General features: G+C 57.4%; 11 protein-coding genes. All 11 read right to left on the bottom strand.

Features of this window, described 5'->3' with window-relative positions; translation table 11 throughout:
* Nucleotides 1-39: 39 nt before the first annotated feature.
* The gene (locus tag B9G99_RS06235; protein WP_086621272.1) at nt 40-675 is read right to left on the bottom strand and encodes a sarcosine oxidase subunit gamma; all 636 of its coding nucleotides are present in this window, start codon (nt 673-675) and stop codon (nt 40-42) included.
* The gene (locus B9G99_RS06230; RefSeq protein ID WP_086621271.1) at nt 668-3,709 is read right to left on the bottom strand and encodes a sarcosine oxidase subunit alpha family protein; all 3,042 of its coding nucleotides are present in this window, start codon (nt 3,707-3,709) and stop codon (nt 668-670) included. Before B9G99_RS06230 ends, B9G99_RS06235 begins: the two co-directional genes overlap by 8 nt.
* Nucleotides 3,706-4,095 carry a sarcosine oxidase subunit delta gene (locus B9G99_RS06225; protein WP_086621270.1) on the bottom strand — a complete coding sequence of 130 codons (390 nt, stop codon included), beginning with the start codon at nt 4,093-4,095 and terminating at the stop codon, nt 3,706-3,708. Before B9G99_RS06225 ends, B9G99_RS06230 begins: the two co-directional genes overlap by 4 nt.
* A 12-nt stretch (nt 4,096-4,107) precedes the next feature.
* Complete coding sequence (locus tag B9G99_RS06220) at nt 4,108-5,358, bottom strand: sarcosine oxidase subunit beta family protein (RefSeq protein ID WP_086621269.1); 1,251 nt, start codon at nt 5,356-5,358, stop codon at nt 4,108-4,110.
* 46 nt (nt 5,359-5,404) lie between these two features.
* Complete coding sequence (gene glyA / locus B9G99_RS06215) at nt 5,405-6,718, bottom strand: serine hydroxymethyltransferase (RefSeq protein WP_086621267.1); 1,314 nt, start codon at nt 6,716-6,718, stop codon at nt 5,405-5,407.
* A 245-nt stretch (nt 6,719-6,963) separates the two neighbouring features.
* Complete coding sequence (locus tag B9G99_RS06210) at nt 6,964-7,845, bottom strand: GlxA family transcriptional regulator (RefSeq protein WP_227875961.1); 882 nt, start codon at nt 7,843-7,845, stop codon at nt 6,964-6,966.
* A 250-nt stretch (nt 7,846-8,095) separates the two neighbouring features.
* Nucleotides 8,096-8,818, bottom strand: coding sequence for an LrgB family protein (locus B9G99_RS06205; protein WP_086621264.1), 723 nt, complete (start codon nt 8,816-8,818; stop codon nt 8,096-8,098).
* The gene (locus B9G99_RS06200) at nt 8,818-9,180 is read right to left on the bottom strand and encodes a CidA/LrgA family protein (RefSeq protein WP_086621262.1); all 363 of its coding nucleotides are present in this window, start codon (nt 9,178-9,180) and stop codon (nt 8,818-8,820) included. The genes B9G99_RS06205 and B9G99_RS06200 overlap by 1 nt, the downstream gene beginning before the upstream one ends.
* Before the next feature lie 13 nt (nt 9,181-9,193).
* A complete protein-coding gene (locus tag B9G99_RS06195) occupies nt 9,194-10,657 on the bottom strand; it encodes a sodium:solute symporter family protein (RefSeq protein WP_086621260.1) in 1,464 nt (487 codons plus the stop codon).
* Between the two features lie 799 nt (nt 10,658-11,456).
* Nucleotides 11,457-12,191 carry a creatininase gene (locus tag B9G99_RS06190; protein ID WP_086623323.1) on the bottom strand — a complete coding sequence of 245 codons (735 nt, stop codon included), beginning with the start codon at nt 12,189-12,191 and terminating at the stop codon, nt 11,457-11,459.
* 212 nt (nt 12,192-12,403) lie between these two features.
* Complete coding sequence (locus B9G99_RS06185) at nt 12,404-14,119, bottom strand: BCCT family transporter (protein WP_086621258.1); 1,716 nt, start codon at nt 14,117-14,119, stop codon at nt 12,404-12,406.
* Nucleotides 14,120-14,193: the final 74 nt, after the last annotated feature.

Here is a 14,193-nt window from a genome sequence, read left to right as displayed (position 1 = left end):
AAGGGCCGGGAGCGTCTGCCCCCGGCCCTTGAGCAGAGCCTAGCGTGTGACGCTGACGCCGTACTCTCTTGAAGCGTCCAGCAGCCAGCGATAGCAGTAGTCGGCAAAGCTTCGGCGAATCACCAGCTCCCAGCCATCCTCTTCGGGCCGGCGCAGGATGACCGTTGCCTTGGCAAAGACCGTGGAAACCCCCTTGCCGACCGGGAACGCCTCTGAGTGCACGTCGTAGGAAATGGATTTCATCAATACATCACGCGAGTTTTTCCCCTTCAGTGACAGGACGGTCTGACCGCCGCTGACGTTGACGATGCTGAAGTGGGCCTGGCCCAGCGACTGGCGCAGCTTCTGCTCCAGCTCGAACTCTTCACCGCCGGGCACGATCACCAGCCACTCATCAGGCGACAGCCACTGGATCGAGCGCTCGCCGCTGTCATCGGTGACCAGCGCCAGCGGCCGCGCCGGCAGAGCCATGTTCATCACCTCGCGCACCGCCTCGTCCATGACGATGGCACCGCCGCGCAGGATCAGCTGCCCCATGAAGGGCTTTTCGCTGAGGATCACGCCCGGATTGGAGGCGTGCGGCAGCGACTTCTGCTCGTGCAGCGACCAGGCCAGCGGTGACTCCGCCTTCGAATCGTCGGCCGGACGGGTCTCGAATTCCTTGACGTCAGACATTCTGGCGCTCTCCCTTGGGGTCGATAAAGACGGTGCTGACGACTTCAGCCTCGTGCACCTTGCCGTCGGACATGGGCAGATAGACCGTTTCTCCCATGCGCTCGCGCCCGTTTTTCAGCACGGCCAGCGCAAAGCTGCCTTCAAGCGACGGGCTGTAATAGCTCGAGGTGACGTGTCCCATCATGGTCATGGGGATCGACTCGTTGGGATCGAGCACGATCTGGGCGCCCTCTTCCAGCACGACGCTCGGGTCCTTCGGCTTGAGGCCGACCAGCTGCTTGCGGTCACCTCGCATGGTATCCGGACGGCTCAGGGCACGCTTGCCGATCCAGTGGAACGGCTTGTCGTAACCGATCGCCCACTGCATGCCCAGATCTTCCGGAGTCACCGAGCCGTCAGTGTCCTGACCCACGATGATCAGGCCCTTCTCGGCGCGCAGGACGTGCATCGTTTCCGTACCGTAGGGCGTCAGGTTGTACTTCTCGCCGTGCTCGAACAGGGTCTTCCAGACCTGCATGGCATAGTTGGCCTGGACGTTGATCTCATAGGCCAGCTCCCCGGTGAACGAGATACGGAACACGCGTGCCGGGACACCGGCCACGTTGCCTTCCTTCCAGTCCATGAACTTGAACTTTTCGCGGTCAAGGTCAATGTCGGTGACTTCCGACATCAGCTTGCGCGCGTCCGGCCCGGTCACGGTCATGGTGGCCCAGTGGTCGGTGACCGAGTTGAAGTAGACCTGCAGCTCCGGCCATTCGGTCTGGTGCCACAGCTCCAGCCACTCCAGTACGCCCGCGGCCCCACCGGTAGTGGTAGTCATCAGGAAGTGGTTATCGCCCAGGCAGCTGGTGGTACCGTCGTCCATCAGCATGCCGTCGTCCTTGCACATCAGGCCGTAACGAACGCGGCCCGGCGCCAGTTTGGCCCACTTGTTGGTGTAGACGCGCCCCAGGAATTCACGGGCATCCGGACCCTGAATGTCGATCTTGCCCAGCGTCGAGGCATCCAGGATACCCACACCCTGACGAACGGCGAGACATTCACGGGCCACGGCCTCGTGCATGCTCTCCTTCTTGCCGTTGGCATTGCGCGGGAAATACCAGGGGCGCTTCCACAGGCCGACGTCCTCGAACTCGGCGCCATGCTCGACATGCCACTGATGCAGTGCGGTGTAGCGTTTGGGGTCGAAAAGCTCGCCGCAATGGCGTCCCACGATCGCCCCGAAGGTGATCGGCGTGTAGTTGGGACGAAAGACCGTGGTGCCGACTTCAGGAATCGAGCGGCCCAGGCAGCGCGCGGCAATGGCCATGCCGTTGATGTTGCCCAGCTTACCCTGATCGGTACCAAAGCCCAGCGCGGTGTAGCGCTTGACGTGCTCGATGGACTCAAAGCCTTCACGCGTGGCCAGTTCGATGGCTGACGCCGTGACATCGTTTTGCATGTCCACGAACTGCTTGGGTGCGCGGGCGCCCTTCTTCTCGTGCGGTACCTGATAGAGCGCACAGGCCGGTGCTTCGCGGCGCGCCCTGGCTTCCGGCAGCTTGAGCTCTTCGGCGTCGTCAAAGCCGCTGTCGATGGCGGCCTGGCGGCCGGCACGGACGCCGTCTGCCAGCGTTTCGCTCAGCGCATAATGACCGGCGACACCACCGGCCGAAATCAGCCCCTTGACCTCGCCGGGCACAAAGCCCAGCAGCGTGTCATCCCACTGCGGACGCGTGCCGGTGTGCGAGGCCAGATGTACTACCGGGCTGTAGCCGCCGGAGCTTGCGATGGTGTCGCACTCAAGCTCCTCGATACGTCCGGTGATCACGAAGTGGTTCAAATCGACGGCCGAAACACGAGCACCGCTGACGCGCTGGGTGCCCTTCGCCTCGATCACGGCGCTGCCGGTGATGACGCGAATGCCGCTGTCACGGGCCTGGCGCACCAGATCACCGTCGGGATTGGAACGTGCATCCACGATGGCCACGACCTTGCGACCCGCTTCCTGCCAGTCCAGTGCCGCACGATAGGCGTGATCGTTGCTGGTGGTGAGTACCAGGCTGTTGCCGGGGATGACGCCGTAGCGACGGATGTAGGTCGACACGGCGCCGGCGACCATGTTGCCGGGCAGGTCGTTGTTGGCATAGACCACCGGGCGCTCATGAGTGCCGCTGGCCAGCACCACCCGCGTGGCACGCACGCGGTGCAGACGGGCACGCGACTGCCCCGGAAAGCCGGCATCAGCAGCAGTGTCGGCCAGATGTTCGGTACGACGCTCGTGCAGCGTGACGAAGTTGTGATCGTGATAACCGTTGGCGGTCGTGCGCGGCAGCAGCGTGACGGTCTCCATGGACGCGAGCTCACTGAGTGTCTGCTCGATCCAGGAGACGGGAGAGACGCCATTCAGCGTGTCGCGGCTGTCCAGCAACGAGCCGCCCATCTCTTCCTGCTCATCGCACAGCATGACACGGGCACCGCCGCGTGCGGCGCTCAGCGCGGCGGCCAGACCGGCAGGGCCGGCGCCGATGACCAGCACATCACAGTGATGATGCATGTGGTCGTAGATGTCCGGATCGGATTCGGTCGGGGCACGGCCCAGACCGGCCCCCATGCGGATGTACTTCTCGTAGGTCATCCACATCGAGGCCGGTGACATGAAGGTCTTGTAGTAGAAGCCCGGCGGCATGAAGTTGCCGCCCAGCTTGCCGACCCAGCTCATCACGTCACGCTGGACATTGGGCCAGCCGTTGGTGCTGCGCGCGACCAGACCGTCATAGAGCGCCTGCTGCGTGGCGCGCACATTGGGCACCTGGGTATCCTTGCGCGCACCCAGCTGCACCAGGGCATTGGGTTCTTCGGCGCCAGCAGCCACGATGCCGCGGGCACGGGAATACTTGAAGCTGCGATTGACGATATCCACGCCGTTGGCCAGCAGGGCAGAAGCCAGGGTATCCCCGGCATAGCCCTGATAGCGCTGACCATTGAAGGTGAACTCGAGACCGTGCGAGCGATCGATACGCCCGCCTGCCGAAAGTCGATTGCTCTGGGTCATGACGAGGTCTCCTCGTTGAGCGCCTTGTTCTCGGGCCGGGCACCGACGGTCTGCCAGCCGCCATCGGCCACCTGAGCCCCCTGCTCGTGACGAATCTCGGGGCTATCCGCCGTAATGGTCGGCTGCTCGCCCATCGGATAGGTCTCGAGGATCTCGTAGGTCACCGTGTTACGGGTGATATTGAAAAACTTGCGACAGCCCACCGAGTGCACCCACATTTCGTGGTGAATGCCGCGCGGGTTATCGCGGAAAAACAGGTAGTCGCCCCACTCTTCATCGCTGGTATTTTCCGGATCTTCCGGGCGCAAGAGGTGGGCCTGACCGCGGGGATGAAACTCCTCTTCCTCGCGGTGCTCCTTGCAGTAGGGGCAAAAGATATAAAACATGTCGGGCTCTCCTCAGTGCGCCACGCCGGCAGCGCCGTGTTCATCGATCAATGCACCGGTATGGAAACGGTCGATGGAAAAGGGCGCAGCGATCGGGTGCATTTCGCCTTTCGCCAGACTGGCCGCAAACACGTGTCCCGAACCGGGGGTGGCCTTGAAGCCGCCGGTGCCCCAGCCGCAGTTGAAATACAGTCCCTTGACCTTCGTCTTGGACAGAATCGGACAGGCATCCGGGCAGGTATCCACGATGCCGCCCCACTGACGGTTCATGCGCACCCGCGAGAACATCGGGAACATCTCGACGATCGCCTGCAGGGTGTGCTCGATGGTGGGGTAGCTGCCGCGCTGACCGTAACCGAGATAGCCGTCGATGCCGGCACCGATGACCAGATCGCCCTTGTCGGACTGGCTCACGTAGCCGTGAACGTGGTTGGACATGGTGACCGTGTTGAGAATCGGCTTGAGCGGCTCGGAGACCAGTGCCTGCAGCGGATGCGACTCCAGCGGCAGCTTGATGCCGGCCATCTTCGCCAACACACCCGAGTTGCCGGCCGCCACACAGCCGACCGTATGGGCTTCGATGTCGCCACGGTTGGTGTGGACCCCCAGCACCTTGCCATCACGAATCTTGAAGCCGGTCACTTCGGTGTTCTGCAACAGATCCACGCCATGCGAGTCGGCGCCGCGGGCAAAGCCCCAGGCGACCGCATCGTGACGCGCCACGCCGGCACTTTTCTGCCAGGAAGCGCCCATGATCGGATAGCGTGCCCGATTGGAGATGTCGAGCTCGGGCTCGATCTCCTTGATCTGCTGCGGCGTGACCACTTCACTGTCGATACCGTTGAGGCGGTTGGCATTGACGCGGCGCTGAATGTCACGCATGTCCTGCAGGGTGTGGCCCAGGTTGAGCACGCCGCGCTGGGAGAACATGACGTTGTAGTTGAGATCCTGTGACAGCCCCTTCCACAGATCCAGCGAGTGGTTGTACAGCCGCCCCGCTTCGTCCCACAGATAGTTTGACCGCACGATGGTGGTGTTACGCGCCGTGTTGCCACCGCCCAGCCAGCCCTTTTCAATCACGGCGACGTTTCTGACGCCGAATTCCCTGGCCAGATAATAGGCCGTGGCCAGCCCGTGGCCGCCGCCACCCACGATGATGACGTCGTAGCGCTTCTTGGGTTCCGGGTTGCGCCACTGACGCTCCCAGTTTTCGTGATGACCGAACGCGTGTTTAACCAGACCGAAGCCGGAATAACGTTGCATGAGCTTTCTCCTTGTCGGCCCCGATGGAGCCTGCTGTCGGCCGTGTTCAGACTACGGAGGCTTCACTCTCGAGTCGCTGATTCGCCCGGTCGTTGCTCTGGCCATAGACCGGATGACGTGCACACAGTGATTCCACTTTGCCACGTACCTCGGTCTCGACCGCTTCGGTATTTTTCTGCTCTGCGAGCACATCCAGAATGTCGCAGATCCAGGACGCCAGCTCGCGGCAGTCCTCTTCCATGAATCCGCGTGTGGTCACGGCCGGCGTGCCAATACGCAGCCCCGAGGTCACAAACGGGCTTTGCGGATCGTTGGGGACGGCATTCTTGTTGACGGTGATGCAGGCACGCTCGAGCGCGGCATCGGCATCCTTGCCGGTCACGCCCTGCTTGATCAGCGACACCAGAAACAGATGGTCATCGGTGCCGCCGGAGACCACGTCAAAGCCGCGGCTGATGAAGACACCGGCCATGGCACGCGCATTGGCAATCACCTGACGCTGGTAGTCGGCAAACTCCGACGTCATGGCTTCCTTGAAGGCCACGGCCTTGGCGGCGATCACGTGCATGAGCGGGCCGCCCTGCTGCCCCGGGAACACCGCGCCGTTGAGCTTCTTGTACAGCGTCTCATCCGCGTCGGCGGACAGGATCAGGCCGCCACGCGGGCCGCGCAGGGTCTTGTGGGTGGTCGTGGTCACGACATGGGCATGGGGCAGCGGACTCGGATAGAGCCCCGCGGCGACCAGACCGGCGATGTGGGCCATATCGACCATCAGCCAGGCACCGACCTCATCGGCGATCTCGCGAAAGCGCTGCCAGTCGATCACGCGTGAATAGGCGGAAAAGCCGGCGATGATCATCTTCGGCTGATGCTCACGCGCCAGAGCGGCCACGTCGTCGTAATCGATCTGGCCGGTCTCGGGGTTCAGACCATACTGCACGGCGTTGTAGTACTTGCCGGAGAAGTTCGGGGCGGCACCGTGGGTCAGGTGGCCGCCGTGGGCCAGGCTCATGCCCAGAATGGTATCGCCGGGCTTGACCAGCGCCATGAACACGGCCGCGTTGGCCTGGGCGCCGGAGTGCGGCTGAACGTTGGCATAGTGGCAGCCGAACAGCTCACAGGCGCGCTGGATCGCCATGGCCTCGACCTTGTCGACGAACTCGCAGCCACCGTAGTAGCGCCGGCCCGGATAGCCTTCGGCGTACTTGTTGGTGAGCTGGGTTCCCTGCGCCTGCATGACGTAGCGGCTGGTGTAGTTTTCGGAAGCGATCAGTTCGATATGCGCTTCCTGTCGCTCCATCTCTTCGGCCACTGCAGACGCAATCTGGGGATCAAAGCGGTTCAGATAATCCATACTCATTATTGGCTCCTTGTTGATCGATTAGCCAGCAGCTATCTCAATGAATAACTTCTCATGCTTATGATCAACAGTTGTAAAAATGGATGCTGCGTTTATGGGAGGGTGCTTGTGGCATCCATTGTTACGCCTTTGTTCTGGAAAGAAATTGAATAAATGCGACAAAATATTTGCCCAGCACTAATAAAAGACTAAACATCTGTTTTATAGATGTTTCCAAGGCATTTAAAACACAAATGAACGCATTTCTAACGGCTGGATTTACCGATATGCAGGAAAAAAGGATCTATCAGCTCTTCTTCAAGTATCACGTCATTCTTGCGAATATCTGACGGGCTATGACCAAAAGCTTTTTTGAAATGTCGAGAAAAATGAGCTGTATCAGCAAAGCCACAGTGCTCGCCGACCTCAGTGATGCTTCTAGCGGTAAATTTGAGCAGCCAGAGCCCATAACGTAGACGTAGATCACGTGAAAACTTCTGCGGACTCACGCTCAGCGACTCACGAAAATTACGCTCAAGCGCTCTGCGTGAACAGCCCGTACGCTCAGCCAACTCATCGATAGATATCAACTCACCAAGGTGCTGTTCAAGAATGGAGATCGCACGCCGCACGATGCGATTGTCGACCTTTTCCCAAACCATCGGATGCGGCTGAGGCGTATTGCCCCGTCGCGCCTCATTGATGAGCATGATGTAAAGACTTTTTCTAGCCCATATCCGACCGAGATGACGCTCGACCAGATAGGCTGCCAGATCAGCAGAGGCAATACCTCCGGCGCAAGTCAGGCGATCGCCGTCATCAATATAGAGCTGATCCGAGACGGGAACGGCATGAGGAAAACGTCGTACCAGATCATCATGGTGGTACCAGCTGACACAACAGCGACGGTGATGCATCAAACCGGTCTGGAGCAGAGCAAATACACCGGTGCAAAGACCTATCAACGGTACCTTGCTTTGCTCGGCCCACTTGAGATAAGCCAGAGTACGCTTGTCGACCATTTCCTGATTGTCAAGTACGCCGGCGATGACGACCAAATAGTCGAACTCCGATGGGTCGCGGTAGGCACTGCAAGGCGTAATGCCAGCGCCACAGCTCGACTGGGCGTCATGACCCTCGCTGGTCATGAACGTCCAGCGGCAACGCAACTGTCGGCTCATGTCGCCTTCATCCCCCGCCAAACGCAGACAGTCCACAAAGGCCGCAAAGGGCAGTAGCGTGAATCGCGGGAGTAGTACAAAACCAATGGACAGGCAGTGTTGTGATCCGGTTAAAAAGCTCAAGATCGGACTCCGCAGAAACGAATAAAAGAGAAAGCGCGGAACGTCGCATCGCAGCTCGATCGTACTGGCGGATCGCTGTCTGAATCAGCGAAATTCAGACACCGAGCAAGGAGGTCATTATGGGAATGATGAAGGTGGAAAGCAGCCCTCCCAGCCCCATGCCAAGACCCGCAAAGGCGCCAGCCACCGGCCCCAGCGTCGAAAAGCACTGAGCAGTGCCAAAACCCTGTACTGCCAGCCCCATGGCAAATCCTTGAATGCGATGATCCTTGATTCTCAAGAATTTCAGAATCCAAGGGCCGACCAGGCAGCCCAGTGCTCCGCTGATAAAGACCAGTCCCGCGGCTAGCGCTGGGATACCGCCCAGCGCGTCAGCAATGCCCATGGCAATCGGCGAGGTTACCGACTTCGGCGCCAGACTGAGCAGACTATCGCGGCGAGCACCCATAGCCATGCCGACCAGCAGCACGGTAGCCGCCGATACCACAATGCTGATCACACTGGTCACCGCAATCGGCCAGAGCAGCCTTCTGACATGCCCGAGATGATCATGCAGCGGCACCGCCAATGCCACGATGGCCGGCCCCAGCAGAAAATTGATAAAGCGCGCGCCTTCGAAGTACACCGAATATTCGATATGAAAAAACCGCAGCAGCACGATCATCAGCACGATGCTCGAGATAACCGGATGCAGTAGGGGCGTACCGCCCAGACGACGATTGAGCCAGACGGAAAACTGAAAGATCACCAGCGTGGCCAGAAGCGAGGGCAGCGGCGTGAAACTGCGCCATGTATCGTTCAGATCGAGCCCATGCATCAGGAGTGATCGTGCTCAGAGTGGGTGTCGAGCCGGCTCATCACTCCAGCCGACACCACCAGCATGACCACGGTCGAGATCAGCGAGGCCGCCATCAACGGCCAGAAATCAGCCCTGATCAGATTGAAGTACATCATCATCCCGACGCCGGCCGGCACATACAGCAGACTCAGATACTTCAAAAGGCCTTCACTGACCTGCCGAAGTCCGCTTGGCACCTCGCCTTTGATCATTAGAAATATCAGCAGCAATAGCATGCCCAGCACGGAGCCGGGCACCGGCAGCCCAGTAAGTGCCACCAGACCATCGCCGGCCCCTAGGCAGATGAAAAGTCCGATCAGTCCTCCAACCAAAGGCACCATTGCTCTCCTTTTGTCATTCAGTTAAGCAAGTCGAAGTTTTCTGCCAAGTTCGGCGCGGCGTCATCAAAGAGACGCTGACATAGCAGATCGACGAGACGAGACAACCGGTCAACGGCCCCATCAGCCAGCCTACGTTGGCAAACAGCATCATATATCCGCTGACGACAAAGCCGATCAACATCGCGATCAGCGCTCCCCAGGCCGAGCCCTGCCAGAAAGTGGAAATGAAGACCGGTCCGATCATGCTGGCCAGCAGCGTACCCGAGCCAAGAATGCCTAGCCAGGACAGCATGAAAGGCGGTGCATAAAGCATGATCAACAGTGCTATCACACCCAGCACCACCACGGCGGTACGATTGATGAACAAGGCGCCTTTTGAATCGACGCGCGCCTCACTGGAAAGTGCCATGCGTAGATCATGCGAGGTCGCCGAGGCCACGGTATGCAGCAGCGAATTGGCAGTGGATTTCATCGCAAAGATGATGAACAGCGTGATGATGCCCTGCAGTGCCGGATGCATGTAGTGCTCGAGATAGACCGGCATAGCGTTGTCGGGATCAGCCAGATCGGGCATCTGCATACGCACATAAAGACCGACAATGGGAATCAGGCTCAGCAGCGCCCCCAGAATGGCCACGTAAACGCCCACCTTGTGCAGCTTGACATCGGGACGCATGGCCATGAAGCGTATTGCCATATAAGGAAGTACTGCCGCGAACAAAAACGCATAGGGCAGAACAAGAAACGCTGACCACGGTGAATCGCCGTAGGGCGCCCCCTGCGTTGGATTGAGCAGCTCGGGATCGATGGCATTGAGCGAACTCTCCCACTCACCGAGATCGACGCTGGTCAGCATCTGGATAAGAATGATGACCGCCGCTAGCGCCATACCGCAGACCATAACCGTATCGGTCCAGGCTACGGCTGCCAGCCCGCCGAGCATGGTATAGATGATGATGACTCCGACCATCAGCAGCGCGCTCGGACCAAGATCGATGCCCAGCCAGCTGGCTCCAAGCAGTCCAACGGCCTTGATCTGACTGACCAGAAAGACTAGCAGCAGCACAATGGTCAGCAGCGCCGCCACACCCTGCACCAGCCGGCCCATGCCGCCGCCGCCGTGTATCTGGGCAATGTATTCTGGAATCGTATTGCTGCCCATGTCAGCCGCTCGAGACTGAAGAAAACGTGCAAAGTAGAGCACTGCAATCATCATCGCTGGTGCAAAGAAGAAGTTCCCCAGCACCTCGACCGCACCGAATTGGTACACGACACCTGGTGAGCCCATGAAGCCCCAGCCGCTGAACCCCGTGGCCACAATGGTACCGGCGCCCACGAAAGCCCCCAGCGAGCGTCCGGCGACCAGAAACCCTCCTTCACTTTTTGCCATCATTTTTGACGACAGATAGCCTAAATAGATTAGAAAACCAAAGGTCAGAATCAATAGTCCCCAGTTAAACAGCTTATAAGCGTCCATAATGGCTTAGCCCTCTGAGTGCTTTTTTTTATGTTTTATTTCACGACGCAAATAAGTAGCGCCTGAGTGAGTCAGCATATAGAGCATCAGAATCAGAAAAGTAGTCAGTACCCAAGAATTCATGAAACATCTCCTTGTTATTGGATCGAATACTACTGGGGCTTCTTGGCACCTGATTCAGACAATATTTTGTGAAGACAAAGAGGACCAATTTATAAAACAAATCCTTCCATCAGTAATGCGCACGTGGAGTATAGAATATCGATAATTCGAACCAACTCTTCGGTATTGGCGCTTCTAGCAGACAATAATTTCTTTATTCAAAATCGAAAATAATCTCGTTATGAACATTGAAAGCGCAAATGGATCATGAAAGATCAAGCTGTCTTATTAATAAATCTTTACTATTTTTCTTTTTTTGAGAGGTATACATGTAATCTCTATACCCTGCCCCAGTTGACTGCGGCAACCAGCAACACCTACATCAGGATAAGAGCAACTACGTTTATCTTTTCGAAAGACTCGAGTAAGCTTCAAATCAAAACTATAAGATCATCGGCATCAGCGTTGAGATTGCTGATAGCAGTAGAAGCGGCTTCCAATATCAAGATAATGGTGTATTCAACCGTATCGACCAACATGCAAAGCAGTGCCAGAGCGCCTACTCTTCTGCCACTGCTCGGTCGTATCTATTTAAAGCTGCACCATGCAAAGAGATAGGCGCATGGTAAATTGCAGCATACCCGGCTCATAAATATTGGCTAAAACCCTTTGTCACTGACGCTGAGCGCCCATGTGCTTAGCCCAGATGCTCGATAATTCCGGCAATACACTCCTTCAAAATGAGGCTGCCCTTTTCTGAGGTAGCCGGCACTGGCGAGGACAGCGTACCGGACTGCGGTACCCACGAAGCGTCGGAAGGGAATACATCGTAAGGCGGGAACTGTGCCGGCTCGATGTGTACCGCCTTTGACATGTCGACCAGCTGGGGATAAATGTTCAGCATGATCGACGTTTCCAGTACGCCGCCGTGTTCGACGGCCCAACCGGTAAAGCCCTCGGGAAACACCTTTGTAATGGTCGCCTCGCTGATAAAATCCCAGTAGGAGAGCAGATAGACCCTGACCTCGATATTGCGCAACCTGCACTGTTTAACCAGCTTGTCGGCCGCCTCGCACAGAAACATCGAATTTTCGAAATGGCCGTTGATCAGGATGAATTCACGGTTGCCGTGTTCCACATAGGCTATCAGCACATCGTAGACATAATGCTCAAGCGCATCTCCTGAAACGCAGGTCGTGCCGGGGAAGAAATTGCCCGCCCCCGATTTAACCTGTGACTTATAGCCATAGCTGATGGAAGGTGCCACTAGCATGTGATCACACTGATGTGCGACCTGTTCAGCAATATGATCGGGAATAAGCACATCCGGGTTGAGCGACATATGGGGGCCGTGCTGCTCGATAGCTCCGATTGGCAGTACTATTTTACAGCCCCCGTTCTGCGTAGCCTCCCGATAAGAGACCCAGTCCATGTTTTCGATCCTGACGTTTTTCATAACGTTATCCTTTATTTTTTCTTGACCGCGCACCTGGCATCGTGGACCGACTTCCGATCTCGAATCACCAGACGAAAGCCGGTAGCATGTCACTGTCAGGCACAGATGCTGCAAATATGGCTCGACGCATCAACAATACTGAAGCAGCAGTGCAGGGCCCTGCCTCCAGCACAGCGCTCATCGCAACGTCAGCCCATTCGGCGGCGAGGATTCGGACTTTGTTTGCAACTATCGTTGCCATCCAAGCTCATCACCACGTTGGGATCAGGATCGTTGATGATCTTCTCCAGTTGTCGGATTGATCGATCCCGCTTCACGAGGCGTCGAATCATGTTGGCAATCATGAGCATAATGACAATGGAGAAAGGGAAGGCGCCGATAATCGTACCAGTCTGTACCGTATCAACGACGGCGGTCCCCCCAACGGTCAGCAATACCGTGGCTACTGCGGCAATACTGGCTACCAGAACGACCCGAAACATCGCACCGGCTCGTTTCGGCGCAGAGACAAAATCCGCCAGTGCATAGGTGCCCGCATCCAGCGAGGTAACGTAGTAGGTGGCCACCAGTACTGTCGCCACAATCAGCAGTAGCGTGCCGATAAATGGTATCGACTCCAGCATCACGAATAGTCCGCTAGCCACGTTGTCACTGACGGCCGCCGAAATACTCCGCGCTGACTGATCGTCATACAGAATAGCTGTCGAGCCGAGAATACCGATCCATATCATCACTATCAGGGAAGGAATCACGGTCACGCCGATCACAAACTCACGGATAGTTCGACCGCGCGAGATACGTGCAATGAAGCCAGCCACGAAAGGTGAAAAAGCGATTACCCAGCACCAGATGAACACTGTCCACCAGCCGTTCCAGCTATCCTGCCAAGAGGCTAGCGGCTGGGTCGTGCTGGAGGCCTCCGTCCAGAAACTCATGCCCACGAAGTTCGTAAAGAAGGTTCCGAAGGTCTGAGTGACGTTGGAAATTAGAAACAGCGTAGGCCCGAAGATAAAAACGGCTACCACCAGCACGACGCTGAGAATCGTATTGATCTCGCTGATAATTCTCATGCCCTTGCTAATGCCGAAAAACGCTGAGACCGCCGTAATACTGCCCAGTCCGACGATAACGATTAGCCAGGTCAGCGGCGTGGATGGCAGACCGGTGAAAGACGTGAGACCGGAGCTGAATTGCATAGCCGCAAAGCCGAACGAGGTGGAAAGGCCCAGAATCGTAGCCATGATGGCCAGCAGCTCAACAACGACACCGGCTCCCCCCTGCATCCATTGAGGCAGAATATCGACCGTGGCTTCACGAAACGTCAGTGTTTTGCCTAGGTTGTGGTGAGAATAGGCCAGGCATACGGCTACTACGCAATACATGGCCCAAGCTGTGAATCCCCAGTGGAAATAAGCCCAGACAATGCCACCGTCGGAGATGCTCCCGCCGGCGGTATTTACTACCGGACTGTCGTCTCGCAGCATGATCGGCTCGGCGACCGACCAGAAGATCAACCCGATGCCCTGTCCGCAGGCAAACAACATCGAGTACCATGCAAAGTTGCTATGCTCCGGTTTTGCGTCAGGGCCACCCAAGCGCACTCGCCTGCCAACCTTGCTGAAGACAAGCCAGACACATACTCCTACCGCAAACAGCGAGTACAGAATAAACATCCATGTAAATTGACCGGTGACAAAGGTACGCATCTCGGAAATCACCGAAGCTACGCTCTCGGGATTAGCAATGACTAGTACGATCAGTGTGAGAATGGCCAGTGGCGGTACAAACTGTATGATTAAACGCCCTATGGGCGGCAGATCCTGTCCGATAACTCGAGGAACCTCAATAAACTCTGAAGTACTCGTATTCTTTGGCTTTGGCTTATTTATCTTGTTATTAGACATTGCTTTCTCTCCACCGTGATGTCCGCATGGATCGCAATAACGCTGCGGCTATTCTGTCATGCATTGCAGATAAT

Origin of the sequence: Kushneria konosiri (assembly GCF_002155145.1) — a bacterium.
Classification (GTDB): Bacteria; Pseudomonadota; Gammaproteobacteria; order Pseudomonadales; family Halomonadaceae; genus Kushneria; species Kushneria konosiri.
The sequence above is the reverse complement of the archived record's forward strand: the minus strand, read 5'-3'. Positions and strand labels throughout refer to the sequence as shown.

Bases quoted from the DNA above. Each gene is read 5' to 3' on its own strand.
- B9G99_RS06235 (WP_086621272.1), bottom strand. From the start codon at position 675: ATGTCTGACGTCAAGGAATTCGAGACCCGTCCGGCCGACGATTCGAAG.
- B9G99_RS06230 (WP_086621271.1), bottom strand. From the start codon at position 3,709: ATGACCCAGAGCAATCGACTTTCGGCAGGCGGGCGTATCGATCGCTCG.
- B9G99_RS06225 (WP_086621270.1), bottom strand. From the start codon at position 4,095: ATGTTTTATATCTTTTGCCCCTACTGCAAGGAGCACCGCGAGGAAGAG.
- B9G99_RS06220 (WP_086621269.1), bottom strand. From the start codon at position 5,358: ATGCAACGTTATTCCGGCTTCGGTCTGGTTAAACACGCGTTCGGTCAT.
- glyA (WP_086621267.1), bottom strand. From the start codon at position 6,718: ATGAGTATGGATTATCTGAACCGCTTTGATCCCCAGATTGCGTCTGCA.
- B9G99_RS06210 (WP_227875961.1), bottom strand. From the start codon at position 7,845: ATGACCAGCGAGGGTCATGACGCCCAGTCGAGCTGTGGCGCTGGCATT.
- B9G99_RS06205 (WP_086621264.1), bottom strand. From the start codon at position 8,818: ATGCATGGGCTCGATCTGAACGATACATGGCGCAGTTTCACGCCGCTG.
- B9G99_RS06200 (WP_086621262.1), bottom strand. From the start codon at position 9,180: ATGGTGCCTTTGGTTGGAGGACTGATCGGACTTTTCATCTGCCTAGGG.
- B9G99_RS06195 (WP_086621260.1), bottom strand. From the start codon at position 10,657: ATGGACGCTTATAAGCTGTTTAACTGGGGACTATTGATTCTGACCTTT.
- B9G99_RS06190 (WP_086623323.1), bottom strand. From the start codon at position 12,191: ATGGACTGGGTCTCTTATCGGGAGGCTACGCAGAACGGGGGCTGTAAA.
- B9G99_RS06185 (WP_086621258.1), bottom strand. From the start codon at position 14,119: ATGTCTAATAACAAGATAAATAAGCCAAAGCCAAAGAATACGAGTACT.